Genomic DNA, 26412 nt, shown 5'->3' with positions numbered 1-26412 from the left:
CCGCTTTGGCTCTGAGCAGGTTTGGCCCCAATTAGGTTTAGTCTTGAGCCGGTTTAACAGACGGCTCGAAGCGGCTGGGCTTTGACGTTATACCTTTTTCGCCTCGCTGCCAGCGATGAAACTTTTCGACCCAATTCAGCAGTTTTTCCGGCTTATGAGCGCGTTTCCATTCTCCCGCCGCATATTTGTTCATCTCTGCCAGGGTAGGGTAGATATGAATCGTACCGAGTATTTTGTTTAGCCCTAAGTTATGCTTCATCGCCATAACATATTCGGCAATCAGGTCTCCGGCCTGCTCTCCGACAATGGTAGCGCCTAATATTTTATCTTTACCGGGTACCGTTAGCACCTTAATAAAGCCGTGAGCTTCTTCATCAGCAATCGCTCTATCCAGCTCTGCCACGTCAAACTTGGTGACCTCATAATCAATACCTTTTTCTTTAGCATCTTGCTCGTTGAGTCCAACTCTCGCAACTTCCGGTTCGGTAAAGGTCGCCCAGGGAATGACAGAGTAATCAACTTTGAACCGTTTAAACTTCCCAAACAACGCATTCACTGCGGCATACCAAGCCTGATGGGCTGCCGTGTGGGTAAATTGAAAGGGGCCTGCAACATCGCCCACTGCATATATATTCGGAAATTTGGTTTCGAGAAACTCATTCACCTCGACGGTTTTAACGCGGGTGGTCGGGATATCAAGTTCTTCCAGCCCAAAGCCTGATACGTTAGCGACTCGCCCAACGGCGACCAGCACTTTATCGAACGGTATCTTGACCTCTTGTTCATTGTGCTTACAAATTAAAACCTGCTCTCCATTTTCGACGATAAATTCCACCGCTTGGTGATTGGTAAGAACAGTGATGCCTTCTTTTTTAAACCGTTCATAGACCAGTGCGGATACATCCTCATCCTCCCTGATCATTAGGCGATTATTCATTTCAATTTGAGTCACCTGACTGCCGAGCCTTGCAAACGCTTGGGTTAGCTCACAACCAATTGGGCCACCGCCAAGCACGATTAACCGCCTGGGCTGCTCTCTCATATCCCATATGTTGTCAGAGGTCAGGTAATCAACATTCTCGATCCCCTTGATTGGTGGGACAAAAGGTCTTGCGCCTGTGGCGATGACAATATTGCGGGTCGTCAAGGTTTTACCATTAACTTCAACGGTGTAGGGGGATGTGATCTTGGCTTCACCTTCAATCACGTTAACGCCCAGGTTGGTATATCTTTCGACAGAGTCATGAGGTTCAACGGTTTTTACGATACGTTGAACGCGCACCATGACATCTGAAAAATTAAAATCGACCGTTGCAGACTCAAACCCCAGGTCTTTTGACCGTTTGGCATCAGCCATAAACTTGCCTGATCGAATCAGTGCTTTTGATGGCACACATCCGGTATTGAGGCAATCGCCACCCATTTTGTGTTTTTCAATTAACGTAACGTTTGCCTTCACCGCAGCCGCTATATATGACGTTACCAGCCCGGCAGAGCCAGCGCCCAATACGACAATATCTTCGTCAAAAGAGCTTGGCGTTGGGTAATCTTTTAGTACTTTCTTACGTTTAACCGCAGCTAATATTCGTTTTGCTATTAGCGGGAATAACCCGAGCAGCACAAATGAGAAAATAAGGCCGGGAGATAGAATTCCAGACAGTGAATCGATGTCAGCCAACTGCGTCCCTGCATTAACGTAAACCGCCGTTCCTGCCAGCATCCCAACTTGGCTAACCCAGAAAAATGTTCTGGCAGGGATTGATGTAAGACCCATCACGAGGTTTATCACAAAAAATGGTACAACAGGCACAAGTCTCAATGTAAAAAGGTAAAACGCGCCTTCTTTTTCCATACCCTCATTGATAGATTTGAGTTGGGTAGAAAACTTTTTCTGTACTATATCACGCAGTAAATAGCGTGAAAAAAGCATAGCTAACGTCGCCCCGACGGTGGAAGCAAACGAGACAATAATCAGGCCATTAAGCAGTCCAAACAGTGCTCCGGCTATCAATGTCATTACAGCTGCGCCAGGCAGGGAGAGCGCCGTAACAAGCACGTACGAGATAAAAAATATCACAACGCTATTGGTAAAGTTTGATGCGACGTATTGTTCAACTTCAGCCTGCTGGGACTTAAAGTAATCCAACGTCATATATTGGCTTATATCAAAAAACAAAAATGCCCCGATAGCGGCGGTAATGACCAAAGCCAACAACAACTTGCTTTTACTCATATTCAAAACCTTTATTTAGTCGTAGATCGTTCGCAACAAATAGATCGTAAAAATAAATCGAAACAAACAGGACGCCCCAAACAATACTGCAAAGAAAACGTCTGTTTATCTTTTGACGCAGCGCTTGCGTAAATGTTACATAAAACTTTGTATTTATTTTGATTGCTGGCTGGTAAATTCGTTTAAGAATTGTACTTGTTATCATTTAACCATAGCACGGCTTCAGATAAAGAGCGGGCTTTGCCTTGGTCAATCAGGGTTTGCAGTACTTTATGGGCTCGAGGCTTAAGCGTGATAGTGATATCGGTATTTGACTGGCGATAACGCATTTTACGAATGCTTACTTTTAGTCGGTTCCATTGCTCAGTGGTGAGATACTTTTCACACCAGCGGTTGAGTATCTCAGCCTCATGTTCCAGATCATCGTCTAAGTCAATGCGCCCCAGATACTGCCGAAACTGATATGACACTGAATTTCCGCGGGTAATGTAATGGCTATCCTCCATTGCTCGTAGTAAATAAGCGTGCACAAACGGCAAGTCTGAGGCGGTAATTTTATATTTAGGGCGAGACATACTTAAGGCGATACCTTGTAACGGTTTTATCTATCATACCGATGAACGGCAAATAATCCAATTTCCACTAGTACAATTCTTAAAACCAATGAGTGTTTTAATATCCGAAAGTAAACCTTTCGCAATAAGATATTTATAATATTGCTATTGTCTCTGCCTCTAGCAATTGTATATTCTTTGAAGGTGTAATAATTAACTGGTTTATATGTTATGAGAATGGCCATTGTAACCCTGTCGAGCATTTTAAGCGCCTCATGCAGTTTAATCGAAACAGCGGAACTCCACCCGGATGCACGGGATGTAAGAATGTTTGATTCCTATGAGCAGGTTGAAAAATGCGCTTTTATTAAAGAAATAGTGGGTACAGAAGGGCACTGGTACAATTATATTTTCATTACAAATAAGGATTTAACGTTAGGTGCGGTTAACGATTTAAAAAATGAAGCGCTATCGCTAAACGCAAATTCCGTTCACGTTCACACTAATATGTCATTTACTACATCAGTAACGATTTTAGGCCAGGCTTATCGGTGTGAAAGGGCCAGAATATAGATTTGGCCCTTTCACTTTTTTAAGCGTTCAGCCATACAGGCTTGGTTGTTATTTGCCTTTTTCGCCACTTCCCGGCCTGTAGCCCAGAGTCATCATATAGGTTTGATCGTTATAGCTTTCATCGAAGCTATGGAAGTTGCGCATATCCGCACGAATTGACCATTTTGGAGTTAAGCGGACATACAAACCCAGTCCGCCATTAATAATGGTCTCATCTTGTGTTTTATCGAAATCAATTTGGCCAAAGCCCCCAACGATATAGGGCCTCAACTGAGAGTCCGTATTAAAAAAATACATCCCATCAATGTGATATTTCTGAATGTCGATGGATTTAGCTGCCGAAGCCTGGTTGGATTGACGGTTGAGGCTTGAATAGTGTAAGAGTGCAGAGAATTTACGAGAGAAATTTAACCCTAACCCCATCCCCCAAAATGCATCATCTTTAAGGTTTCGTTCACTATCAAACGAAAAATATCCTACGCCAGGGGAAAACTCAATAATGCTGGTGTCAACTTCGTCTGCTCGACAGGTATTTGTCAGTAACGCCATCAACAAGAAAGAAGTTATAAATAATTTGTTATTCATGCTTACTTACCAAAGTTAGAGATATTAAAACGTGAAAACCATATCGACACCCCAATAATCACCGTAGGACTCTCCGGCTACCGCCTCAAAATAGGTAGGGTGAGGAGATATCATTCCTGTTCCGGTGTTAATGACGTCTTTGCCTAACATGCTATTTATACCATTGCCAATTGAGCCAACCGGATCAAGAAAAAAGAGTGAAATACCTCCCCATCCTTTTGACCCCCAGACAGTTCCGCCGTTAGCGATAATGTCTTTTTCAGTTTGGTGAGCCCACTCCCCATATATCCAGCCACCAACCGGTGTTACTACCAAGTCTTGAATAGATGGCACTTCGGCAAAAGCTTCAAGGCCATACTCCCAATAAAAGGTAGACATCAATGCGGAATAAGAAAAGGAATCCCACTGGCTATAACCTGACTTACGGGCCACCTGGTAATAAACACCTCCAAAATATGGATGCCCAATATAGTTGATTGTCCAAACATCCTCATCCCATACGGGGCCTGCTCTTACATTATCCCACCATTTTTTTGCCAAACCATCGTCGCCATCGCTTCGATCCCAATTAGATATGTCTGGTGGTAAAAGAGCAATAAAGCCGGCAACACCCACACCAAGCCCAAACATAAGTTTAGTTTGCGACCAAAGTCGATCTTTATCCTCACCGTGTTTCGGATTCCATAACGTGATCTTGTAGGGGGATTCTTTCTCTTGTTCTATTTGTTCCATATTTGCCTCGGGGCTGCTACCGGAAAAGGTATCGCAATTGCTTGATGACTCCGGACAGGAGGCAGAGGCGGCATGAGGAAACAGCAGTAAAGCGCTTAATAAAATCGATGTTTTATTCATTTGTTATATCTAATAAGGTTGAATTCGTTTATAGGCATTACAACTAAAAACTACCGGTTAATAGTGATATCTATATTATTTATCATCAGAGGCCATTGTATGGCTTCGTAAAAAATACTCTACAACAGATACTTAGCACATGTAAATGACGTGTGTTTCAGGCTACCAAAGGGTGATAAACATAGTACTCTTGGGCAGCCCCAATTTATATTTTCATACCAGACTTTCACCAGTTATTTATGCCGTCTATTACTTACCGCTTTTATTTAAAGTTCTCTCCTTAAAATTACGTTAATATATCGCGCCACCCCTGACAGCCGAAAGAGGGGATAGCTAACATGAGACACAAAACAGGATAGAATTTGATGAAAACCCGTTTAACAGAATTACTCGGAATTGAGAAACCTATTATTTGCGGCGGTATGATGCGCGTAGGCACAGCGGAATTAGCTGCTGCGGTATCAAATGCCGGTGCGCTGGGCACCATGACGGCACTGACTTTGCCCACCCCGGAATTACTCAAGGCCGAGATTAAAAAATGCCAGTCATTAACTGACAAGCCATTTGCGGTAAACCTCACGGTAGGTGTGGTTGCATCAGAAATTAACTATGACGACTATGTGGACGTTATTTGTGAGAGCGGGGTAAAGATTGTTGAAACGGCTGGTCGAAGCCCAGAGCCCTTTATGGAAAAATTCAACGCGCATGGCATCAAAGTCATTCATAAATGCGTAGCCGTTCGCCATGCACTGAAAGCTGAACGATTAGGGGTGGCTGCAGTGAGTATTGATGGTTTTGAATGTGCAGGGCACCCTGGCGAAGAAGATGTACCAGGGTTGGTGCTGATTCCTGCTGCGGCCAAAAAGCTCTCTATTCCAATCATCGCTTCAGGGGGCATAGCAGACGGCCGCGGTTTAGCTGCTGCACTCGCATTAGGGGCAGAAGGTATCAACATGGGCACTCGCTTTTTGGCGACTCAAGAAGCCCCTGTGCATGAGAATGTTAAGAAATCGATTGTTGATATGGATGAAACCCAGACTGCACTTATTTTTCGTAGTTACAAAAACACCGCTCGGGTATACAAAAACAGCGTAGCCTTGAAAGTTTTAGAAATTGAAAAGGCCGGTGGTGACTTCTCTCAGGTTCATGGTTTGGTGTCAGGTAAAATGCAGGATATTGCCTGGAGTACCGGCGATGTTGATGCCGGAATGGTCACCTTCGGGATGTGCGGTGGTTTGGTTGACGATATACCCACTTGCAGCAAACTGGTAGAAAATATCATGTCAGAAGCCAAAAACATTATTAATGAACGATTTGCCGCTATGATGGCGTAGCATAGAAGGATAACGTTATATTCCCTAGGGAGTGTTGACGTTTCTAATATGTGCTATTGGTTAGCCCCATATTTACACATAATACTGTAGAGAAAAGAACAGAGAGATAAACATGACGGATTTGGTTAATTACCAGTTAGACGGAAAGATCGCAACCATTACCTTGCAAAACGGCAAGGTGAACGCGATGTCCCCAGACCATATCGCAGCGATTAATGACGCATTGGATAAAGCAGAGCAGGACAAAGCAGTCGTAATGATTGTTGGCCAGCCCGGAATATTCTCAGCTGGCTTTGACCTAAAGGTCTTTCAGGCAGACGCGGTTGCCGGTGTTGAAATGGTTAAAGCAGGCTCGTTGCTTTGCCGACGACTGCTGGCTTTCCCTATGCCTGTAGTCGGCGTCTGCACAGGCCATGCAATTGCGCAAGGCTGTTTCACATTGATGGCATGTGACTACCGCATTGGGGTTGATGGCCCGTTTCAATTAGGGCTTAGTGAAGTTAAGATCGGTATGACCATGCACCACTTCGGCATTGAGCTACCGCGTGCTCGATTAACACCGTCTTTCTTTCAAACAGCGGTTAATAATGCCCAAATGTACTCGCCGGAAGAAGCTGTTCAAGGCGGCTTTTTGGACAAAATTGTACCTGCGGACGAATTGATGAAGGCCGCACTCGATGAAGCAAAGCGTTTGGCTGATTTAAACCTTCATGCACACAAGGCTACCAAGTTAAAAATGCGTGCAGGTTTGTTAAAGACCATTGATGAAGCCATTGAGCAAGATTACAAAGAGCAGATGGCTGCCTTAAATAAATAAAAGGCTGATAAAGCTCAACCCAAGAGCCTGTCTGTTAGGCTTGGCAGGTTGGGCTTTATCATTTTAAACACGCCAAAACCCGCAAAACACCGACCCATTTAGCACCGAATCAAGCATTCTCGACACAGCTAAAAAGCCTATTATATTATACTAAATTGACACATTTAAATAATTAGCCTATTTTATTAGGCATTACCTTATCGATAGGATGTGTTAGTTATGCCTCAAACCGATGACTCCACACTTCATAACTTGGGCTTAAATCTAAAAAACGCACGAAAACGCTACTTCCCACGTGATGATCAGCGACGTTTTGCTGCGCGCATCAACGTTAGTCGAGCCACCTATCAAAAAATGGAAAAGGGCGATTCGACTATATCGTTGGGGAGCTATTTGGCTGCTGCTCGTCTGTTTGGCCTTGAAGATCAAATAAATCTTCTATTTCTCCCTCCCAAAGAGAAAACTGATTTACTCAAGGAGCTTGATCTATGAGTGCCAGCAGGCGAGAGGGCTTTTATCTATGGCGTTGTTTGCCTGATGGGGACGTGATAAAAGCAGGCGCGCTTGCATTAGAGCAACTGCCAAACGGACGAATAAACAATATTCAGTTTAAGTATGATGCTGACTACCTCAGCCACCCAAGCGCTATTCCTCTCGACCCCCATCATGCACCGTTGACACAACAAAGGCTGGATTATGAGACCGCTGGCCGCCAGCTACCAGGCTTTATTGATGACTGCCTACCCGATGACTGGGGCAGACGAATTGTGGCTGCCAGATTAGGCGTTCGACATGTGGACACGCTGACGTTGATGAATCATTTAACGGGCGCAGCAATGGGCGATGTAAAGATCGTCTCTGCATCTATAAACGGAACACCGGATTGGCAAAGCGGCGTAGATTACTCGAGCATTAGCAGCCTAGCTGATGCAGTATGGAACGGAGACTGGGAACTGTTGGCGAAAGCGGATCAGAGCCTTTCATTACTCCTGTCGGGCGGCAGTCGAACTGGCGGGGCAAGACCCAAGTTATTAGTCAATGATCAGGGAGAAGAGTGGCTGGCCAAATTTAACCGCGTTCAAGATAGCTTTGATATGGCAGCGGTCGAGTGGGCATGCCTTCAATTGGTTAAGTTAGCCGGTTTAAATGTACCGGAAGCTAATATTGGAACTGTCGGCCCACACCGCTGCTTAAGGGTAAAACGCTTTGATATTTCACCCAAAGGAGGGCGCTTACATCTGTTAACCTGTAACGCTTTGCTTAAAGAGGTTTATTCTCAGGAAGATCCACACCAAGGTCGATATGAAGATATTGCCGACTTGATAAAAACCTATTGTGAAGACCCTGTTAAAGACTTGCAGCAGTTATTAGGGCAACTCTTAATTAATAGCGTCTTACGTAATACGGATGACCACCTGCGCAATTTTTCACTGCTTCACGATGGTGTTGGATGGAATTTGAGCCCAGCCTACGACATTGTGCCTGACGAAACCATGGGGGCATATCACCAGATTACGTTAGCAGGAAAGCCATTTCTTCCAAAACTGGACCAAGCCGTTGAAGCGGGAAAAACGCTCGGGATGGGTAAATCGGCAAGCCTTAAAGTCGCTAAAAATGTTCAAGATGCGGTACGTCAATGGCCTGATTTATTAAAAGCAGCAGATGTTGATGAAAACACGTTGAGACGGTTTAGCAAGATGGTGGAGGATTAACAGCCATCTCTATGGGCCACCAACAATAGAGAGTTAAGGAAAAATAAGCTCAGTAAGCTTATAGCTAACATATGGTTTTAAGGTTATTCTTCTATTTTATATCGAGCATCAAGCAATCATACTTTTAAGGAGATAAGCCATAAAATGTCCGGTATTTGTGAATATCGGACATTTTATAAACGGTAAAATCTCGTTACCATTTTTCTCGACAATTATTGGTAACCTCTTTATGAGGGTGAGTGACTTACTCTTTTCTAAAATTCCTAAATGCACCACGGATAAAACTAGACAATTTGTTCAGCTTTATGGATCTCAGCACCATCAGAATGTACTGGCATGGTTTCATAAAGCAAACCTTGCGTTGTTTCTATCTTTATCTTGGTGAAAGCACTGTTTTACCAGTTTAAATGCGTTGAAAAAATATATGCCGAACCACGAAGAAATCAGATGCCCACGTTGTGGATCACCATTTGAATGCAAAATGGGGTCAATCACAATTTGCCACTGTAGTGATGTTCACTTGTCTAGAGAACAAATGGCATTTATCTCAGAGCATTGGCAAGGCTGTTTGTGTCATTCTTGTTTGCGAGAGATCAAGGCATCATTACCTGAGAACGAAGATTTATACACACTTGATGAGTCCGCAGAGTTAACCTAATTCAGCCGTGTTTTTTAGATCGCTATTCTTCGCTCTCTAGGCGCGTATTCAAAAACATCAGAGTAGCAATTTGCTTCGTTAAGACCTATTGGCTTCAGCTTATCGATAGTGCCGTATACCATTTGGGGAGAGCCGCATAGATAAATATTGGTTTTATCGAGTTCTTCAAAATCTTGCTCGATAACCTTATAGATATAACCATAGCGGCCATTCCATTCATTATTTACTGTTTCTAAGATAGGGGTGAAGGTGAGGTTCTTATGTTGTTTTACCCAGCGTTGAAATTGGTCTAACAGGTAGAAATCGTCGATATTTCTATTCGACCAATAGATGTTAATCTCGGCGTTAGGCTGCCTTGCCAGTGCTTCTTCGGTTAAGCATTTAATCTTGGCTATGCCTGATCCAGAGGCAATCAGCAGATGGCGCTGTCCAAGGTCGGTTTGCAAAAAAGCTTGCCCCATTGGCAGTGTCACGGATATCTGCGACTCATCGTTACTACGCTCAGCAAGGTGCTTCAATATTTTACTGGTTAACTCACTGCTGTTCTGAATAAAAAGCTGCAGGCGACAAGCGTGGTTTGGATTGCAGCTATTCGCAATGGAATAAAATAAGGCCTGTGGTTTCCCTCCACCATTTATATCGAGTTCCAGCTGCAGGTATTGTCCTGCATGATAATTCAGCGTTGTACCGGTAGACGAAAGCAATTCGACCTCAAAGGTATCTTCGGTCAAGGGTTCTACGCTCAAGACCTGACATTCATGCGTAACTTTATTCGCGACTTTATTCATATGGAAATCCACAATCACTACCTTAATAATCTATTTCTAGAAAGCTTAAAGTACTTTTATGATGAGTAAAAATGGTATATTTTCACGTACCGATTAATATGTCTCATGAATGATATTTACTAAACTTAACTATGATTGAACGTACGCACCTTAGAATTCTGCACGCAGTTGAACAGAACGGCTCACTAACGGCGGCTGCCAAAGCGCTTTGCGTGACGCAATCCGCTCTGAGTCACACAATGCGAAAGCTGGAAGATAATCTAGGCGCCGACATTTGGTTGAGAGAAGGGCGCAGTTTGCGCCTCACTCAGTCAGGCCGCTATCTTTTAAATATCGCGAATCGAGTACTCCCCTTACTAGATCATGCTGAAGAGAAGCTCAAACAAATGGCTCAAGGTGAGCGAGGCACTTTGCGAATTGGTATGGAATGTCATCCCTGTTATCAGTGGTTGTTAAAAATCGTTTCTCCATTCCTGGATGCCTGGCCGGATGTGGATGTAGATGTAAAGCAGAAGTTCCAGTTCGGTGGAGTGGGGGCACTGTTAGATTACGAAATTGACCTATTGGTGACACCAGATCCATTTTATAAAAGTGGCCTTAGTTTCACGCCTGTATTTGATTACGAGCAGGTTTTAGTCGTGCCTCGGGATCACAATTTAGTAGGATGCCAGTATGCAAAAGCAGAAGATTTAAGAGATCAAGTTCTACTAACCTATCCAGTCGCTACTGATCGACTCGATATCTATAGTCTATTTCTAAATCCAGCGGGCGTGGTTCCCAGACTTCACAAAACCAGTGAAACTACTGAGATCATGCTGCAAATGGTCGCTTGTGGTCGGGGCGTGGCAGCGCTACCACGTTGGTTAGCAGAGGAATATTGTAAAAAGCTACCTTTAGCTGTGGTGCGTTTGGGTAAAGAGGGTATTGCTAAGCAGATATTTTTAGGAACGCGTGAAAGTGATGGTGATATCGAATACCTCAACGCATTCATTGATATGGCACGCGGCTACGAACATCCGATTTCAACCAGTAAAACCTAGGTTTCTCGCTAGGTTTTATATTCTCGCTCAAATTACGCATGAGAATAATTCATAAAATAATGAAATAAAATCAATTTTATTCATGTAGTGATCTAAGTATAACTATATCCAGCTTTTAACGCGGCATAGTATTTATACAGGAGGTCAGGTCACCATGAGAAAAGGTTTTACATACACAATAAAAAGTATTCGTTTCGATGAAAATTATCGGCCATCAGATAGCACTCGAATCACAACGAATTTCGCTAACTTGGCGAGAGGTGAAAGCCGTCAAGAGAATCTGCGCAACGCCTTGAGAATGGTTGATAGCCGCTTCAATGCACTGGCTAATTGGGATAACCCGAAAGGAGATCGCTATTCAGTTGATCTGGAGATTATCTCGGTCGACATGGATATCGAAGGAAATGGAGAAAAATTTCCATCAATAGAAATACTCAAGACCTATATTGTTGATCACCTTACGAATAAAAGAATCGAAGGTATCGTAGGGAATAACTTCTCTTCTTATGTCCGCGATTACGACTTTAGCGTGCTGCTGTTGGATCATAACAAAGGCCAAGATCAATTCAGTATTCCTGATAATTTCGGTGATCTGCATGGCAATCTATTCAAAGATTTTATCTGCTCGGATACTTACAAAAAGAACTTTAACAAGCCACCTGTGATTTGTCTGAGCGTGTCCGACAACAAGATTTATCATCGCACAGAAAACCACCATCCAGTATTGGGTATCGAGTACCTACCAAACGAGTCCTCGTTGACTGAACAGTACTTTAAGAAAATGGGCTTTGAGGTTCGCTATTTTATGCCGCCAAATAGTGTGGCACCGCTCGCATTTTACTTTTTTAGCGACTTGCTTAGCGATTACACCAATCTGGAGTTGATTAGTACCATCAGTACGATGGAGACATTCCAAAAAATCTATCGCCCTGAAATTTATAATGCTAACGCGGTGGCGGGTAATCACTATCAGCCAAAATTGAAGCATTCAGATCACTCATTAACGCAAATTGTTTATGACAGACAGGAGCGCAGTCAGTTGGCGATTAAGCAAGGTAAGTTTGCCGAGGAGCATTTCATCAAACCCTACCAGACTGTTCTAGATAAATGGTCTGAAAACTATTCTTCATCAAACGACTCTTCACCAAACCATTATTTGCAAAATCGTGCCTCGTAAGTTGCCTCAGTAAACGGAAATTAATGATGAAAAAATTATTACCTACTTCGACGGCTGGCAGCTTACCCAAGCCTTCATGGTTAGCTGAGCCGGAGACGCTCTGGTCGCCTTGGAAGCTGGAAGTCGAGGAGTTAGTCTCCGGTAAACAAGATGCACTACGCGTTACCTTGCAGGAGCAAGAGAGTGCGGGTATTGATATCGTAAGTGACGGTGAGCAAACGCGTCAGCATTTTGTAACCACTTTCATAGAGAACCTGATCGGCGTTGATTTCGACAAGCGCAAAACGGTTAGAATTCGCAATCGTTACGACGCCAGTGTGCCAACTGTTATTGGACCAGTGAGTCGCCAGAAATCTGTGTTTGTTGACGATGCGAAGTTCTTACGCAAACAAACCAAACAGCCAATAAAATGGGCGCTTCCCGGTCCTATGACTATGGTGGACACGCTTTACGACGAGCACTATAAAAGCCGTGAAAATTTGGCCTGGGAATTCGCCGTCGCGCTAAACGAAGAGGCTAAAGAGCTAGAGGCAGCTGGTGTAGATATTATCCAGTTTGACGAGCCTGCATTTAATGTCTTCATCGATGAGGTGAACGAATGGGGCATTAAGTGTTTAGAAAGAGCGATTGAGGGGCTGAAGTGTGAAACCGCCGTACACATTTGTTATGGCTATGGCATTAAAGCCAATACAGATTGGAAGAAGACCTTAGGTTCGGAGTGGCGACAGTATGAAGAGACCTTTCCATCGTTACGAGAATCTAATATCGATATTGTTTCATTAGAGTGCCATAACGGTCGCGTGCCGGTTGAAGTTCTTGAACTTATTCGAGGCAAGAAAGTGATGGTCGGTGCCATTGATGTAGCAAATGAAACCATCGAAACACCCGAAGAGGTTGCCGAAACCTTGCGAGGTGCTTTGAAATATGTCGATGCGGACAAGCTGTATCCGTGTACCAATTGTGGCATGGCGCCGTTGCCCCGACACGTTGCAAGGGCCAAACTCGAGGCCTTATGCGCTGGTGCCGATATCGTCCGACGAGAATTGGTGGCCTCAAAGCCAAAACAGTACGATGAAAACCTAGATAAACCGCTCGAAGCAGAAGTAGTCACTAATGAGTATCATTGAATTTTTAACACAGAATTTTTCCACCTTTTTAGCTCTGTTAGCGACAGGCGTATTTGCCGGCATTCTTGCCGGTTTGCTAGGTGTTGGCGGCGGAATCGTCATTGTACCTGTATTGTTTTTTTTATTTCAGAGCTTTGGTGTATCGCCCGAGTCTTCCATGGTGATTGCAACAGCTACTTCCTTGGCGACGATCGTGCCCACTTCAATTAGCTCCATTCGCTCTCATCACAGTAAAGGTAACGTAGATTTTGACCTGCTAAAACGTTGGGCCGCATTCATACTTGTTGGCGTATTGGCGGGCAGTTGGTTAGTCACTCGCGTCGATGGTAGTTGGTTTACGATGCTATTTGGTGTAATTGCGACTTTATCTGCACTCAATATGTTATTCAGAACTGGAAAGTCGGCGCTCTTTGCAAGTTTGCCTGGAAAGTCAGGGCAGAAGGCAATGGGCACATCCGTTGGTCTTTTTAGTTCTATGGTTGGTATCGGTGGCGGTACAATATCCGTCCCCTTGCTTACCTTGTATAGCTATCCGGCTCACAAAGCGGTTGGTACAGCCGCCGCAATTGGTTTGATCATATCCTTACCAGGTGCGTTGACAATGCTGCTTCTAGGAACCACGCCAAGCGATGCTCCCGTCGGTACATTTGGGCTCGTAAATTTGATTGGTTTCATCTGTATTGTCCCGCTTACCGTTTTCTTTGCACCAGTCGGCGCTTCGCTAGCGGCTAGATTGAATGCGGCCAAACTGAAAAGAATATTTGCAGTCGTATTGCTTATTACCGGTATTCGAATGTTGGTTCAGTTAGCGATGTAGACGATATTAGCTTATTTGAATCCATTGATTGCGAAGATTACACCTCAATTATTGGTATCCCATTGATGTGGACGGCAAAAACGTTGACGCAACAGGGAGTGTCAGTTCCTTAATAGCATTGTAGCGGTGGGCATTTAAACGGCGTATTATAATTTCGATGTCTAATGCAATATTCAATGACAATAGGGAGCCATAATTGATAACCGAGCCATCACAACCGACCAAAGCTTGGGTTACGACCTTTGACGAGCTTGCAAAGCTAGCGAACTACTCGCTGATGGACAATTTAACTGCCGACCCTGATGCGACAAGCGATGGTGGCGATCACCGCGCGCGCCAAGTCTATTCAGGGCACTTTGTGCCGGTCACTCCGTCGCCTTTAGCTGCACCAAAGTATGTTGCTCATAGCCCTACGTTATTTAATGAGCTGGGCTTAAGTGACAAGCTCATTAATGACGACAATTTTTGCCGACTATTTTCGGGCGATATTTCCGTGGCTCGGCCACCAATGCGTAAAGTCGGTTGGGCAACCGGTTACGCACTGTCAATTTATGGCACCGAATATACTCAGCAATGCCCGTTCGGTACTGGTAATGGCTATGGTGATGGCCGCGCGATTTCGGTTTTTGAAGCATTAATTGATGGCAATCGTTGGGAGATGCAATTAAAAGGGGGCGGTCCGACGCCCTATTGCCGTGGTGCTGATGGTAGAGCCGTTTTGCGCTCGAGTGTGCGTGAGTTTTTAGCCCAAGAGTTTATGCACGCACTCGGTATTCCTACATCGCGCTCGTTGACGCTATTTGTATCTCAATCAGAGACTGTTATGCGGCCATGGTATTCCGAAGGTTCCCGCTCTGAAGACCCTGATATTTTAGTGGCTAATCCGGTTGCAATTTCAACGCGCGTAGCTCCGTCATTTTTGCGCGTCGGGCAGTTAGAGTTATTCTCCCGTCGCACGCGAAACGCCTCGCGACCGCACGCACGCGATGAATTAAAAATGATCGTTAGCCATTTAATTGAGCGCGAATATTCAAAGGAGATTGACCGAGCGTGTGGCTTTAATGAACAAATCGTCATGGTGACTAAATTGTTTCGCCAGCGGCTAACATCGCTAGTCGCGGGCTGGCTTCGAGTAGGTTACTGCCAAGGCAATTTTAATAGCGATAACTGCGCTGCTGGTGGCTTTACACTCGATTATGGCCCATTTGGTTTTTGCGAAAATTTTGACCCGGAATTTCAACCCTGGACCGGTGGCGGCCAGCATTTTTCAAGTTTTAATCAGCCCGCGGCCGCTGAGGCGAATTTTCATATGTTTTGGAAAGCGGTGCGGCCGTTGCTCGCAGATGACGCTGAAGGGTTAGCGCAGCTGGATGACGTGCGCCGCGGCTTTGCAGATGAAATGCAAAGCCGAATTCAGCGTATGTGGGCAGCTAAGCTTGGCCTCGCGGAATTTGATCCCAAACTCTTTCAAAAGCTACTGGCCTTAATGACGCGCTCAGAAGTGGATTTCACGATATTCTTTCGTGAGCTATCGGCTGTGCCATCTCGCATGCAGGCTTTAAAGAAAAGCTTTTACGTTGAGACGAGTGAGGCGCTCGATAACGAGTGGCAATTGTGGCTAGACAGCTGGCGAGCGTTAGTTGCTACTCAAGGTGATGTGGTAACGGTTAGCGAAAATATGAAGCGACTCAACCCAAAATATACTTGGCGTGAGTGGTTAGTGGTACGAGCCTATGAGCAAGCAATGCAAGGCGACTATTCGTTAATTAGAGAGCTGCAAGAAGTGTTTAGCCAGCCCTATGAAGAACAGTCAAAAACGGTCGAAGAAAAATACTACCGCTTAAAACCAAAAACCTTTTTTAATGCCGGTGGGATATCTCACTATAGCTGCTCATCCTGAGAGGTGGTATTACATTACTTGAATCTGGTCAGCGTAATAAAAGCAAAACTGGACTCGAAAGTGGAAGAAGCTAACTCACGATAATTTCAGTAAATTCAAATCATTACGTACAAAGTGGCTAATTTAATAATACTAGGGTGCTATTAACCTTACTACTATTTCCTGTAATCTGTATTACAGGAAATAGTGAAATACCCAAAGCTGGGGGAATTAAAACCGAATAATAACGTTGTATTCTCTTTTTAAAGCTTTCGGCACTGGTTTAAAGCATCCACGAATGTCTAAAACCGACCGTATTTACCGGCAGTATTTGATTGCTGCCTGGGTCTATTTAGTACCTAGGCCTTTTATGCTTCTACCTGTTCTTTTGCTTGGTGAAACCAGGCTAATACACGCTGGTGGTATTGGGCGCCATATAGTTGAATAAACTGCTTTGTTTTAAAGTCATTTGTGTCTTGCATCGCTGCTATACGTTTATCTATAAATGTGGGCGTTAAAGGAATTCCACATTCAACGGTAATACAGTGGTGCCATTCATCATAGTTCTGGGGAATTGGGCCTTCCATCATTGCTCTAGCTCTCCTGTGCAGGTTCCTCAAATGTAAATTAAGGTCAGGTACATTATCACTTGTGTTATATATGTAATGCCCGTTGTTAATACTCTGTTTTATCTTATATACGTTAAAACTCTTAATTCGTTTAATACTTCTGATCTATCACGACGACATTGTGTGCATGCAGACTTTCTTGATGTTCTACTTTTAACCAATAGTCGGTCACAAATTCCATCCTATCCAAACCATTTTTGATACGTCGTGCTGCATCCTCACAGAACATGAGATTTTCCGCGTTCATAACCTGACTACCAGCCAGTTAACAGCCTAACCCTTAACTACCGTCACCGACGATACGAACATGTTTGGCTTGATTGTCGACCTTTAGATAAAAACAATCGGGGCGATGCGTATGGCATGCTGAGCCAACCTGATTCACCAGGCAAAGCACGCTATCGCCATCACAATCAAATTGCATCGACACTAGCTCTTGGGTATGTCCACTGGTTTCCCCTTTTGTCCAAAGTGCTTTGCGGCTGCGTGACCAATAGGTTACCCGGCCCGTTTCCAGGGTCTTCTCCAGTGAGGGTTTGTTCATCCATGCCATCATCAGAACCGTTTTACTCGTTGCGTCTTGCGTTATGACGGGTATCAAGCCTGAGTCGTTGAATGACAAATTCTCGATCACCTCATCTAAGCGCACGCTATCTCCATCGGTCTTTGTTTCCAGCGAATGAAAAAACTTACGGTACACCTTTTTATCTCCTATAAATCCTTAGCCCTTAGCCGACAACTTGGAACTATAACGCTACGTTACATCACATCATTAATGTTATGTACTTAGCTTATCGATTCTCGTGCTACGCCTCTACCACCCTACTTACCCTGTTACTCTACGAGCATTGCCTCATAAAAAGTGATGACGGTAGACCTAGAACAAAGGGTGCCCAGCACTGATCGCCGACGCAGCGCTATAAAAGCTCCAACCCAATGCGATCAGCACAAGGCCTCCAACTAGACGTGCATAGTGACTAAAAGCGTTCTGGTAGCCCCCACTCCCCCCACCTGAGGTTGTTATAAACCGCTGTAGCCAAGAGCGCGCGTACAGCGTTGCGATGGCGAGCAAACTAACCGACAGCCCCGTGCCAATTCCCATCATCAAAGTAGCGATAACGCCATACGAATAAACGCCCACCAAATGCGCATAAATCAAGACCACAATAGCCCCGGAGCAAGGGCGAAACCCCATCGACAAAATGACCGCCAGTGTTTGCAAAGTTGATTCATTCTGTTCCGGCACATGCGTGTGAGAACAGCCGCAACCTGAACTATGTTCATGCGTATGGCTATGTGCTGAATGGTCATGATGATGGTCATGATCGTGCTCGTAGGCTTGACTATGAGCGTGTTGTTGATGTGAGTGATACGTTTTTTGCCCACTTGAGCGGTGAAGTTTAAGCATACGTCTAATTGCTCCCACAACTAACATCACGCCAAGCATGATGACCAATATGAAACTTACCAGCGCCATACCGTTTCCGTAATTATGCACCTCAGCTAATTTAAACTGGAGAATTCTCGCTAAACCGCTCACCAGGGTAATGGCAATCACCGATTGCAATATCGCAGCCGCGAAAGAGATCAAAATACCTTTTCTGAAACTTTCTTTATTCGTTCCCAAATAGGTGACGATAACCGCCTTCCCATGACCAGGCCCTACCGCATGAAACACACCATAACAAAAGCTTAAGGCAACAAGTGCACCGCCGTATTCAATTACGTCTTCAGACACAGCACTGATATGACTCGCCAACATCCCATGCAGTGACTTTTGGTATTCTATCGTCGTCGCAACGAATGTGTTCCATTCGGTATAAATCGTAAAACCTAAACCAATTACCAAGACTAGAACAACGAGTTTTAGCAGTATTGTTAAATAGGATGTCTGGAAGGGAGTCGTCAATCGATTCACACTGATTCTCTCTTTGTGCTTAGTAACTAGATACAGTTAATAAAAGCTGTTTCGGCAAAACTTGCACCCAAACCGTCTGTGTTGTTCTGGGTTTGATCCAGACTTTGTGCGTAGTCGATTTGATCATCTGTGGGCTGGGGAAGTTCAAGTTTCGTTGAACATTCCGTTGCATTTCCGCTAATGATCTTAATATTCTTCTCTGTCGCGTGGTTCATGGCGATGTAATAGGTTGGATCATACACTTGCCAGCTTAAGGTCTTATTTTCAATCTTTGTTTCCGTCTCTATATCAAAGGTCATTTCTAGCACCAGTATCAACTGCCCTTCTACATTCATTGTAGAGAGCTGATATTCATCGGGCACCCCAAGTTCAATAGGCGATCCATTCAACTTCAGTGTAGAAAAGTACTGGTATGACTCGAGATTCTTGATCATGTCCGCCGCGGTCGCTCGCAAGCCTAACTCTTCATTCCCGTATTGCTTCAACAGATCCGCATGCGTCATCAAGGAGTAATAAAAATCAAACTCCCATCGTTGGTTGACTTGTACTAGACGTGCCCTGTCATCTAAAACAAAGCTAGAGTTCAATGCAATCCAGTTATGCGGGTGCGCTTGAACCAAAGTGCCAAAGCTCAGTGCCGCAGTTATAAAGACAGGCATTATGGTAAATTGACTAAGCCGTAGTATTGATACAATCATCACACACACAATTGATTTCTAACTGTGGACTCGCCCCATCTCATTTTCCCTTACCCGATAAAATCAAGCGTAAGTAACAAGCGCTTTTCACCGGGCTTAACGCCTGGCGAACGGTGCACTAAGCCGGCATTCTCATTGCCTTCCCATAGCTCACCTTTTAGGAGGGCTACATCACCAGATGTTAATTGGCGGATATCAGAAACATCTTGATAAATACCTGACTCCTCATCAGGTAGACCATTATTGCCATGCCCCAACTTCGAACGATCAACCGCTTCATGGGGTAGCCACTGTGTTGAAGAGCCTTTAAACGTGGTGACTAAACGACACGGCACTCTATCAACATGGAATCGGGGACACATTGCATGATCAAGCATGGTCAACCGAAGCCCGGCATTTTCCAACTCAAATAGACAACAAAACATATCGACCAGTTCTGCAATTTCGCTACTCAAGGGTTCAGCCCAAGCCAATCCTTTTAACTTATCGAGTAAGAATGCTTTAGCCGACTCAGGCCTTACACTACCTTCAATTTTAAGTGAACGGGTTTCGGCAAAGAGCTGATCAACAGAGGACAGTACGGCCTGGTTTAATTCTCGCTTCCAGATTGCAATATTATTCGCAGAGTCATAAATATCCGCCAGTACCTCTGGCTCACTTGATTCTGACGACTTGCGATGGCCTATGAGGGCTATATTCTCGTTAGAAGTTCTGTAATAAGGTCTCATGATTCTCTCTTGTTTATTCTATGGGCTGTTTTGGTATCAATTACTGCGAAAGCCTGTATTGACATTGGTAGGTACTGCTTCTATCGCTGTGTTATTTAATGCAGAGTCTTTATCTGTCACACCCTGTCCTCTCCCCCATTCACTCTGTGAGCGCCGCCATCGGGGTTGGGGAGTTGCCATAAAGAAATCTTTGGAAGTAATCTGTACAAAATATTGATAATGATGAACAACAAAGCGCTGATGCAAACAATGGTCGGCCCGGTTGGCGTATCCATAACATAAGACGTACGTAACCCGGCCAGACTTGCCATCACACCCAGGCATGCTGCCACGACCGCCATCATTTCTGGAGTTTTACTGAATGGACGCGCCGTTGCCGCGGGTATAATCAACATGGCAGTAATCAATAACACGCCAACCACTTTGATCGCCACAGCAACCACGACCGCCAAGGCAGTGGAAAGAATCAGTTGCTCTCGTTTGGGGTCAAAACCACTGGCCCGCGCGAGATCTTCATTCAGGGTCGAGAGTAATAAGCCTGACCACCGCCAAGCCACCAACGCCAATATAATTAGTGCTCCGCCCCAGATCACCATGAGATCCATTTTGCCAACAGCCAAAATGTCACCAAACAGATAGGACATTAAATCAATGCGAACACCCGATAGAAAAGAGACGGCGACTAAGCCCACTGCAAGCGAAGAATGGGAAACAACACCAAGCAAGGTATCCATGGTAAAGCCTTTGCCGTTGAGCGAAGACACCGTCATGGCCATGATAAAACAAACACCGAGTACGCTCACAAACAACGGTGCCGATAAAGTGAGTGACAACGCAATACCAAGCACTGCGGCATGAGCAGTCGCATCACCAAAGTAAGCCATACGCCGCCAGATCACAAAACATCCCAAAACGGCGGCCGATAAGGCTACACCAACACTTGCCAGAGTGGCTCGCACCAGGAAATCATCAAACATGGTCAGCCCTCTCGGTATCTGTAGCGACGTGCACGCCAGGGTACGTCCTGGCGTGAGAATAGTGATGGTGATTTTGATGAAGATATAGCGCTGCTTCGTCTTTATCTAGACCAAACAAGCTTCGGTACTCGGGGGAAACGCCAACAACCTCGGGCTTCCCCTGGCAACAGATATGGCCATTCAAACAAATAACACGATCAGTTTGACGCATCACCACATGCAATTCATGACTGATCATCACGATGCCGCAGCCTAAGTTCTCTCGCACGTCTGCAATTTGCCGGTAAAAGTCGGCGATACCTCGGTGATCCAAGCCTTGCGTGGCTTCATCAAGCAGCAGCAAATTGGGTGAACCCAATAACCCTCTAGCAAGCAGCACGCGCTGGAATTGCCCGCCAGACAAATCCATCACCTGTTGCTTATCCAGGTTAGGAACGCCGGCTTGCTCCAAAGCCTTAGCAACAGATGCTGGACGATGAACAGCCGGTAAGTTCATAAACCGCTTTACGGTCATCGGAAGGGTTGAATCGATATGCAACTTCTGAGGAACATAGCCGACTTTCAGATCAGGCGACTTTTTTAACTCACCTGCACTCGGCTGAATGGCACCAATTAAGGCTTTAAATAACGTCGTCTTACCGGAACCATTTGGGCCGATAACGGTGACTATTTCACCCTTCTCAACCGACATCGTAATATCATGCAGAACCTGGCGCTGGCCAAAGTGCACAGACAACGATTCGCATTCAATTAGCTTGTTACTCAACGAGCACTCCCATCAAAATTTTTTAATCTCATCGCGCACAAATTTTTTGTGAGTAAGTGATTTTCATTTGCATAGCTCAAAAACTAAACGTTATGATATATCATATCCTTTAATTGATCTACCCAATTTATAGGTAGCTAATCATCCAACTATTTCTGGAGCCCCTCATGCGGAAAAAAATTCTTGCCTGTACTTTATTTAGTTTAGGTTTCCCCCTCAATGTACTTGCGGAAGCACCTAAGGTAGCTGTCGACATCGCTCCCTTACACTCATTAGTCGGCCAGGTAATGGAAGGCGTTGGTCAACCGGAGCTAATCATTCCTCCCGAAGCATCTCCACATTACTACTCGTTGCGTCCTTCTCAAGCGGATGCATTGGCAAACTCCAAGATTGTATTTTGGATAGGTGAACCGTTAACGCCCTGGTTGGATAAGGCAATGAATAATGTTGCAAGTTCAGCTCAGAAAGTTAGCATGTTGGATCTTGAATCCACCACCACTCATGAATTTCGTGAAGGCGCGACCTTTGAAGAACACGTACACCATGAGAAAGATGAACATCAAGATGACCATGATGACCATAACCCCGGACTAATTGATCAATTCCTATCTCTCTTCAGCTCGCATGATCAAGAAGAAGACCATCAAGACGGTCACAACGAACACCATGATGACCATAAGGGTGTTGACCCGCATGCCTGGTTAGACCCCGAAAATGCCAAGAGCTGGATTAACGAAATCAAAAAGGCCTTGTCGGCACAAGACCCCAAAAATGCCATGACCTATGACGCCAACGCGCAGAAAGCGATTGCTCAATTGGATCGCCTTATCGTACAAACTCGCAGTAGCGTTGATAACCTCGGAGAATTGAAGTTCATCGTATTTCACGATGCTTACCAGTATTTCGAAAGACGGTTCGGCGTCGAAGCAGTAGGATCAATTTCTTTGGGAGATGCTGAAGATCCGAGCCCTGCTCGCATTACAGAAATTCGCGATACGGTTAAAAAACTCGGCGTGAATTGCGTATTTGCAGAGCCTCAATATGATCCAGGCTTGGTAGAAAACGTATTCGAAGGGTCAAGCATTATAGCGATTGGCGTGATGGACCCTTTGGGTGCTAGTATCAAAACTGGCAACCAGCACTATCCAGAATTAATTAAAGGCATGGTTACAAGTCTTGCTGAATGCAATAAGTAACTAAAATGCCATGTTGCTGCCAGTATATTCGGTATATGGAGATAGCCCAATGCTTAAGAAGAGTTACCCTTACTATTTAGCAAATAAAGCGGTTTATGCTAATCAAGAGCTTGAGGTTACCGACAAATACTCCGGCGATGTCGCGACCACTGTCGCACTGGCAGATGCCAAGGTCATAGATAATGCGATTGCAGCAGCAGAGAACAGCCAGGAAGCCCTCCGACAATTGGCGCCTTACGAGCGACAGGACATTCTTAACCATTGTGTCAGCCGGTTTCAGGAGCGCTTCGAAGAGCTGGCCACGACGCTTTGTATCGAAGCGGGTAAACCTATCAAAGATGCGCGTGGTGAAGTTACTCGCCTTATCGATACCTTTCGAGTTGCAGCTGAAGAATCAGTTCGCATGAACGGTGAAGTCATTAACCTTGAAATAACGCCCAGAGCCCGAGGCTACAGTGGCATGTACAAACGTGTACCGATCGGCCCCTGCTCTTTTATCTCTCCATTTAACTTTCCCTTGAATCTGGTGGCACACAAAATCGCTCCTGCTCTGGCGGTTGGCTGCCCATTTGTTCTAAAACCGGCTAGCCGGACGCCTATTGGTGCGTTAATAATTGGAGAAGTGTTAGCCGAAACCTCGTTACCAAAAGGCGCGTTTTCCATACTGCCCTGTAACCGAGACGGCGCAGACTTGTTTACCGTAGATGAGCGATTAAAACTTCTCAGTTTTACCGGCTCACCCGATGTGGGCTGGGAGCTAAAAAAACGGGCAGGAAAAAAATCGGTAGTGCTGGAGCTTGGCGGTAACGCCGCCTGTATAGTTGACCAGGATATAATGGATAACCCCGGTGATTTGGAAGATGCTATCGAACGGATTATTTTTGGCGCGTTCTATCAGTCAGGCCAAAGCTGTGTGGGGGTGCAGCGTATTATGATTCACCATGCGGTTTACGATAAATTCAAACATGAGTTTGTCGCTAAGGTCGAAAAGCTACAAATGGGCGACCCTAAAGATGAAAATACGTTTATTGGGCCTATGATTTCAGCTTCAGAAGCGAGCCGCCTTAAAGGCTGGATCGATGATGCACTTGCTGCCGGAGCCGAACTCCTTACAGGCGGCAAACAAGAAGGAGCCATGCTCGAAGCAACAGTGCTGGAAAATGTTCCTGAAGATGCAAGCATAAATACAGAAGAGGCCTTTGGCCCAGCTGCGATACTAACTCAATTCGCTGACTTCGACCTCGCACTGCAAGCGGTTAACAACAGTAGGTTCGGCTTACAAACCGGTATTTTTACCCGTGATATTTATAAAATTAACAAGGCGTGGGATACCCTGGACGTGGGCGGCATCGTTATTGGTGATGTTCCCAGCTGGCGAGTCGATAACATGCCCTATGGCGGCGTAAAAGATTCTGGCAAAGGTCGAGAAGGCGTTCGTTTCGCAATGGAAGATATGACCGAATTACGCTTACTGGTTATTCGTGATCGAAACCGTTAAGTGAGCCGCTAGAGCACTGTTTAAACAACGCACCTCATGATGGTCGCCTCGGTTCAACAGATTCGAGGCAGCTGCTCTCCTGCCAATATATTAAGCGCCCTTGCGGACACATCTCTTGATAATATAGACAAGGGAATACATTGACGCTACTACGAAGGGCCTTGAATTTTACCAAGAGTAACGCAACGCTCGACTTTTTCCTTGGTATTCAAAACACTGTATATTCAAAACACTGTATACGTAAAACGATGAGTAAATGGTGATAGACTAAGCCAGACAACGTAATTCACTTTATAATAACTAACGAGGTATCTATGCATAGTATTCTTGCTTTCAGACGTTTTGTTTCTTCGGTAATGATGTGCGCAATATTCCTTGTTGGAATGCAAGTCAGCGTTGCAAATGCCAAGATGGTTTCGACAGCAACAGTTATTTCTACTGAGCAAAATCAGCTAGACCGTGAATTTGTTTTAGACAGGCTGAGTGAATCACAAGCCGAGTCAATCATGGTCGATATGGGAGTTGACCCGGAGCTGGTTAAACAACGCGTCAGTAACATGACTGATGAGGAGTTGGCTCAGTTTAATGCTGAGTTCGAGCAGTTGCCAGCGGGTGGTGATAGCATTGTTGGTCTCGTCATTTTGGTCTTCCTAATACTGATTGTTTTAGACCTGCTGGGTACAACTAACATATTCCCGGCTATCAAGCCTATTAATTAATTACGATGATAGATAAGGCTCTGAAAGGGGTGCGCTACCTAGCGTGCACCCTTTTGCTCAGTTTATCCGTTGGCTGTTCAACGCCGCACCTTACGCAACAGCTCTACAGAGAAAAAACAGCCGATAGTGTAACGTCTGCGTCCATCGCGAATGTGCCATTCTTTCCGCAACAGCGATTTCAATGCGGCCCTGCAGCGCTGGCAACTGTGTTTAATTACCGCGGATTAAACATTACGCCTGACGAGCTTAAAGATGAAGTATACCTGCCAAAGCGAGAGGGTAGCCTGCAAGTAGAATTAACCGCAGCGACTCGAAAACGCGGTTTAATTGCCTATCCACTCGCCCCTTCACTAATAGACTTGTTTAAAGAAATTGATGGAGGCAACCCCGTACTGGTGTTACAGAATCTCGGTATCCAACTAATTCCCAAATGGCATTATGCTGTGGTTGCTGGTTACGACATGGAAGAATCAACCATTACATTACGGTCTGGCACGACTCAAAATCTTACAATGCCAATTTCAACCTTTGAACACACCTGGGAAAGAGGCAGCTACTGGGGGCTGGTTATTCTGCCACCCTCTCAATTGCCCGAAACGGCAGAGCCGCTTAAATATTTAAAAGCCGCACAGTCATTGGAAGCAATAGCGCAGTTTGGTACCGCACAAAGTGCTTATGAGGCTGCACTAAAACGTTGGCCGAATAACCGTATTGCACTGTTAGGGCTCGGCAATGCCCATTATGCTCTGGCACGTTATGACGAGGCAGGAAAAGCGTTTAAGCAGCTCACAAGCAAGTTCCCTTACGAGCCCGAAGGCTGGAATAATCTAGCGTATGCCATGCTGGCTCAGTACTGCAAAGACGCAGCGATTTTAGCCGCACAATGTACCGTCACCCTTTCAAATGGCTCACCCCAATACATGGCAACATTACAAGAAATCCGCTCTGCTAGCCTAACCTCAACACCTGCGGGTCATTGCGAACCTGTTGTTTGTCCTGTCCGGGAATAACATTGTCTTTTGAGGGGGCATCTTTAAGCTTTGCGCACTATTTTATCAAACCGATTATCCGTACATACGCTGATATCAGTGGTGATATAGTCCATTTGCCCCTCCTTTCTTAGCGTAATCTCCCGCC

At 45.1% G+C, this 26412-nt stretch carries 27 protein-coding genes and 1 pseudogene; 15 read left to right on the top strand and 13 right to left on the bottom strand.

Annotated features, from left to right (window positions below):
• Positions 1 to 37: 37 nt before the first annotated feature.
• Together lpdA and MY523_RS07245 are read right to left on the bottom strand one after the other, a co-directional pair.
• Positions 38 to 2233 (bottom strand): dihydrolipoyl dehydrogenase, encoded by a 2196-nt coding sequence (lpdA, locus tag MY523_RS07250; RefSeq protein ID WP_250658118.1) that lies wholly within the window; start codon positions 2231 to 2233, stop codon positions 38 to 40.
• Positions 2234 to 2415: 182 nt separating this feature from the next.
• Positions 2416 to 2808, bottom strand: coding sequence for a hypothetical protein (locus MY523_RS07245; RefSeq protein WP_250658117.1), 393 nt, complete (start codon positions 2806 to 2808; stop codon positions 2416 to 2418).
• Positions 2809 to 3024: 216 nt separating this feature from the next.
• On the opposite strand from MY523_RS07245, the gene MY523_RS07240 reads away from it, so the two are divergent.
• On the top strand, positions 3025 to 3360 hold the full coding sequence (locus MY523_RS07240) for a DUF4156 domain-containing protein (protein ID WP_250658116.1): 336 nt from the start codon (positions 3025 to 3027) through the stop codon (positions 3358 to 3360).
• A gap of 48 nt (positions 3361 to 3408) precedes the next feature.
• Here the strand turns inward: MY523_RS07240 and MY523_RS07235 are convergent, their stop codons facing one another.
• A complete protein-coding gene (locus tag MY523_RS07235) occupies positions 3409 to 3945 on the bottom strand; it encodes an outer membrane beta-barrel protein (RefSeq protein WP_250658115.1) in 537 nt (178 codons plus the stop codon).
• 24 nt (positions 3946 to 3969) lie between these two features.
• On the bottom strand, positions 3970 to 4797 hold the full coding sequence (locus tag MY523_RS07230) for a DUF3943 domain-containing protein (RefSeq protein ID WP_250658114.1): 828 nt from the start codon (positions 4795 to 4797) through the stop codon (positions 3970 to 3972).
• 365 nt (positions 4798 to 5162) lie between these two features.
• On the opposite strand from MY523_RS07230, the gene MY523_RS07225 reads away from it, so the two are divergent.
• From MY523_RS07225 to MY523_RS21915, 5 genes are all read left to right on the top strand, one after another.
• Positions 5163 to 6131 (top strand): NAD(P)H-dependent flavin oxidoreductase, encoded by a 969-nt coding sequence (locus MY523_RS07225; RefSeq protein WP_250658113.1) that lies wholly within the window; start codon positions 5163 to 5165, stop codon positions 6129 to 6131.
• 112 nt (positions 6132 to 6243) lie between these two features.
• The gene (locus MY523_RS07220; RefSeq protein ID WP_250658112.1) at positions 6244 to 6948 is read left to right on the top strand and encodes a crotonase/enoyl-CoA hydratase family protein; all 705 of its coding nucleotides are present in this window, start codon (positions 6244 to 6246) and stop codon (positions 6946 to 6948) included.
• Between the two features lie 219 nt (positions 6949 to 7167).
• Positions 7168 to 7440 (top strand): helix-turn-helix transcriptional regulator, encoded by a 273-nt coding sequence (locus MY523_RS07215; protein WP_250658111.1) that lies wholly within the window; start codon positions 7168 to 7170, stop codon positions 7438 to 7440.
• On the top strand, positions 7437 to 8660 hold the full coding sequence (locus MY523_RS07210; RefSeq protein ID WP_250658110.1) for a type II toxin-antitoxin system HipA family toxin: 1224 nt from the start codon (positions 7437 to 7439) through the stop codon (positions 8658 to 8660). The genes MY523_RS07215 and MY523_RS07210 overlap by 4 nt, the downstream gene beginning before the upstream one ends.
• Before the next feature lie 424 nt (positions 8661 to 9084).
• Positions 9085 to 9318 carry a cysteine-rich CWC family protein gene (locus MY523_RS21915; protein ID WP_370301438.1) on the top strand — a complete coding sequence of 78 codons (234 nt, stop codon included), beginning with the start codon at positions 9085 to 9087 and terminating at the stop codon, positions 9316 to 9318.
• 14 nt (positions 9319 to 9332) lie between these two features.
• Here MY523_RS21915 and MY523_RS07205 read toward each other — a convergent pair whose 3' ends face one another.
• Complete coding sequence (locus tag MY523_RS07205; protein WP_250658109.1) at positions 9333 to 10106, bottom strand: ferredoxin reductase domain-containing protein; 774 nt, start codon at positions 10104 to 10106, stop codon at positions 9333 to 9335.
• Between the two features lie 131 nt (positions 10107 to 10237).
• Between MY523_RS07205 and MY523_RS07200 the strand changes: the two genes are divergently transcribed.
• The 5 genes from MY523_RS07200 (at position 10238) to MY523_RS07180 (ending at position 16167) form a co-directional block, all read left to right on the top strand.
• Positions 10238 to 11146 carry a LysR family transcriptional regulator gene (locus MY523_RS07200; RefSeq protein WP_250658108.1) on the top strand — a complete coding sequence of 303 codons (909 nt, stop codon included), beginning with the start codon at positions 10238 to 10240 and terminating at the stop codon, positions 11144 to 11146.
• 154 nt (positions 11147 to 11300) lie between these two features.
• Entirely contained in the window at positions 11301 to 12323 is a 1023-nt protein-coding gene (locus MY523_RS07195) for a DUF1852 domain-containing protein (RefSeq protein ID WP_250658107.1), read from the top strand.
• Positions 12324 to 12349: 26 nt separating this feature from the next.
• Positions 12350 to 13450: a methionine synthase gene (locus tag MY523_RS07190; protein WP_250658788.1), complete on the top strand. Its 1101-nt coding sequence runs from the start codon at positions 12350 to 12352 to the stop codon at positions 13448 to 13450.
• The gene (locus MY523_RS07185; RefSeq protein WP_250658106.1) at positions 13437 to 14267 is read left to right on the top strand and encodes a sulfite exporter TauE/SafE family protein; all 831 of its coding nucleotides are present in this window, start codon (positions 13437 to 13439) and stop codon (positions 14265 to 14267) included. Before MY523_RS07190 ends, MY523_RS07185 begins: the two co-directional genes overlap by 14 nt.
• 196 nt (positions 14268 to 14463) lie before the next feature.
• Positions 14464 to 16167 carry a protein adenylyltransferase SelO gene (locus tag MY523_RS07180; RefSeq protein WP_370301437.1) on the top strand — a complete coding sequence of 568 codons (1704 nt, stop codon included), beginning with the start codon at positions 14464 to 14466 and terminating at the stop codon, positions 16165 to 16167.
• 347 nt (positions 16168 to 16514) lie between these two features.
• Here MY523_RS07180 and MY523_RS07175 read toward each other — a convergent pair whose 3' ends face one another.
• The 8 genes and pseudogenes from MY523_RS07175 to MY523_RS07140 form a co-directional block, all read right to left on the bottom strand.
• Entirely contained in the window at positions 16515 to 16736 is a 222-nt protein-coding gene (locus MY523_RS07175) for a hypothetical protein (RefSeq protein ID WP_250658105.1), read from the bottom strand.
• A 130-nt stretch (positions 16737 to 16866) separates the two neighbouring features.
• Positions 16867 to 17022 (bottom strand): annotated as a pseudogene (locus tag MY523_RS07170) (GTP cyclohydrolase, FolE2/MptA family); the annotation flags it as partial.
• A gap of 33 nt (positions 17023 to 17055) precedes the next feature.
• Positions 17056 to 17475, bottom strand: coding sequence for a phosphoribosyl-AMP cyclohydrolase (hisI, locus tag MY523_RS07165; protein ID WP_250658104.1), 420 nt, complete (start codon positions 17473 to 17475; stop codon positions 17056 to 17058).
• Between the two features lie 177 nt (positions 17476 to 17652).
• On the bottom strand, positions 17653 to 18693 hold the full coding sequence (locus MY523_RS07160; RefSeq protein WP_250658103.1) for a nickel/cobalt transporter: 1041 nt from the start codon (positions 18691 to 18693) through the stop codon (positions 17653 to 17655).
• A gap of 26 nt (positions 18694 to 18719) precedes the next feature.
• On the bottom strand, positions 18720 to 19391 hold the full coding sequence (locus MY523_RS07155) for a DUF1007 family protein (RefSeq protein WP_250658102.1): 672 nt from the start codon (positions 19389 to 19391) through the stop codon (positions 18720 to 18722).
• Positions 19392 to 19441: 50 nt separating this feature from the next.
• Positions 19442 to 20119 carry a DUF1826 domain-containing protein gene (locus MY523_RS07150; RefSeq protein WP_250658101.1) on the bottom strand — a complete coding sequence of 226 codons (678 nt, stop codon included), beginning with the start codon at positions 20117 to 20119 and terminating at the stop codon, positions 19442 to 19444.
• A gap of 116 nt (positions 20120 to 20235) precedes the next feature.
• Positions 20236 to 21096: a metal ABC transporter permease gene (locus MY523_RS07145; RefSeq protein WP_250658100.1), complete on the bottom strand. Its 861-nt coding sequence runs from the start codon at positions 21094 to 21096 to the stop codon at positions 20236 to 20238.
• Positions 21089 to 21862: an ATP-binding cassette domain-containing protein gene (locus MY523_RS07140; RefSeq protein ID WP_250658099.1), complete on the bottom strand. Its 774-nt coding sequence runs from the start codon at positions 21860 to 21862 to the stop codon at positions 21089 to 21091. Before MY523_RS07140 ends, MY523_RS07145 begins: the two co-directional genes overlap by 8 nt.
• Before the next feature lie 167 nt (positions 21863 to 22029).
• On the opposite strand from MY523_RS07140, the gene MY523_RS07135 reads away from it, so the two are divergent.
• The 4 genes from MY523_RS07135 (at position 22030) to MY523_RS07120 (ending at position 26285) form a co-directional block, all read left to right on the top strand.
• On the top strand, positions 22030 to 23058 hold the full coding sequence (locus tag MY523_RS07135) for a zinc ABC transporter substrate-binding protein (RefSeq protein WP_250658098.1): 1029 nt from the start codon (positions 22030 to 22032) through the stop codon (positions 23056 to 23058).
• Between the two features lie 49 nt (positions 23059 to 23107).
• Positions 23108 to 24556, top strand: coding sequence for an aldehyde dehydrogenase family protein (locus tag MY523_RS07130; RefSeq protein WP_250658097.1), 1449 nt, complete (start codon positions 23108 to 23110; stop codon positions 24554 to 24556).
• Between the two features lie 314 nt (positions 24557 to 24870).
• A complete protein-coding gene (locus tag MY523_RS07125) occupies positions 24871 to 25275 on the top strand; it encodes a PA2779 family protein (protein ID WP_250658096.1) in 405 nt (134 codons plus the stop codon).
• Positions 25276 to 25328: 53 nt separating this feature from the next.
• Entirely contained in the window at positions 25329 to 26285 is a 957-nt protein-coding gene (locus MY523_RS07120; RefSeq protein ID WP_250658095.1) for a PA2778 family cysteine peptidase, read from the top strand.
• The last annotated feature ends 127 nt before the right edge of the window (positions 26286 to 26412 follow it).

The organism is Alkalimarinus coralli, assembly GCF_023650515.1.
Taxonomy (GTDB): Bacteria; Pseudomonadota; Gammaproteobacteria; order Pseudomonadales; family Oleiphilaceae; genus Alkalimarinus; species Alkalimarinus coralli.
The sequence above is the reverse complement of the archived record's forward strand: the minus strand, read 5'-3'. Positions and strand labels throughout refer to the sequence as shown.

What these genes read in the sequence shown, in the direction of transcription:
- MY523_RS07200 (WP_250658108.1), top strand. Translation starts at nt 10,238, where the DNA reads ATGATTGAACGTACGCACCTTAGAATTCTGCACGCAGTTGAACAGAAC.
- MY523_RS07210 (WP_250658110.1), top strand. Translation starts at nt 7,437, where the DNA reads ATGAGTGCCAGCAGGCGAGAGGGCTTTTATCTATGGCGTTGTTTGCCT.
- MY523_RS07130 (WP_250658097.1), top strand. Translation starts at nt 23,108, where the DNA reads ATGCTTAAGAAGAGTTACCCTTACTATTTAGCAAATAAAGCGGTTTAT.
- MY523_RS07195 (WP_250658107.1), top strand. Translation starts at nt 11,301, where the DNA reads ATGAGAAAAGGTTTTACATACACAATAAAAAGTATTCGTTTCGATGAA.
- MY523_RS07125 (WP_250658096.1), top strand. Translation starts at nt 24,871, where the DNA reads ATGCATAGTATTCTTGCTTTCAGACGTTTTGTTTCTTCGGTAATGATG.
- MY523_RS07190 (WP_250658788.1), top strand. Translation starts at nt 12,350, where the DNA reads ATGAAAAAATTATTACCTACTTCGACGGCTGGCAGCTTACCCAAGCCT.
- lpdA (WP_250658118.1), bottom strand. Translation starts at nt 2,233, where the DNA reads ATGAGTAAAAGCAAGTTGTTGTTGGCTTTGGTCATTACCGCCGCTATC.
- MY523_RS07215 (WP_250658111.1), top strand. Translation starts at nt 7,168, where the DNA reads ATGCCTCAAACCGATGACTCCACACTTCATAACTTGGGCTTAAATCTA.
- MY523_RS07235 (WP_250658115.1), bottom strand. Translation starts at nt 3,945, where the DNA reads ATGAATAACAAATTATTTATAACTTCTTTCTTGTTGATGGCGTTACTG.
- MY523_RS07150 (WP_250658101.1), bottom strand. Translation starts at nt 20,119, where the DNA reads ATGAGACCTTATTACAGAACTTCTAACGAGAATATAGCCCTCATAGGC.
- MY523_RS07245 (WP_250658117.1), bottom strand. Translation starts at nt 2,808, where the DNA reads ATGTCTCGCCCTAAATATAAAATTACCGCCTCAGACTTGCCGTTTGTG.
- MY523_RS07205 (WP_250658109.1), bottom strand. Translation starts at nt 10,106, where the DNA reads ATGAATAAAGTCGCGAATAAAGTTACGCATGAATGTCAGGTCTTGAGC.
- MY523_RS07230 (WP_250658114.1), bottom strand. Translation starts at nt 4,797, where the DNA reads ATGAATAAAACATCGATTTTATTAAGCGCTTTACTGCTGTTTCCTCAT.
- MY523_RS07145 (WP_250658100.1), bottom strand. Translation starts at nt 21,096, where the DNA reads ATGTTTGATGATTTCCTGGTGCGAGCCACTCTGGCAAGTGTTGGTGTA.
- MY523_RS07155 (WP_250658102.1), bottom strand. Translation starts at nt 19,391, where the DNA reads ATGATTGTATCAATACTACGGCTTAGTCAATTTACCATAATGCCTGTC.
- MY523_RS07240 (WP_250658116.1), top strand. Translation starts at nt 3,025, where the DNA reads ATGGCCATTGTAACCCTGTCGAGCATTTTAAGCGCCTCATGCAGTTTA.
- MY523_RS21915 (WP_370301438.1), top strand. Translation starts at nt 9,085, where the DNA reads ATGCCGAACCACGAAGAAATCAGATGCCCACGTTGTGGATCACCATTT.
- MY523_RS07185 (WP_250658106.1), top strand. Translation starts at nt 13,437, where the DNA reads ATGAGTATCATTGAATTTTTAACACAGAATTTTTCCACCTTTTTAGCT.
- MY523_RS07225 (WP_250658113.1), top strand. Translation starts at nt 5,163, where the DNA reads ATGAAAACCCGTTTAACAGAATTACTCGGAATTGAGAAACCTATTATT.
- MY523_RS07175 (WP_250658105.1), bottom strand. Translation starts at nt 16,736, where the DNA reads ATGATGGAAGGCCCAATTCCCCAGAACTATGATGAATGGCACCACTGT.
- MY523_RS07220 (WP_250658112.1), top strand. Translation starts at nt 6,244, where the DNA reads ATGACGGATTTGGTTAATTACCAGTTAGACGGAAAGATCGCAACCATT.
- MY523_RS07135 (WP_250658098.1), top strand. Translation starts at nt 22,030, where the DNA reads ATGCGGAAAAAAATTCTTGCCTGTACTTTATTTAGTTTAGGTTTCCCC.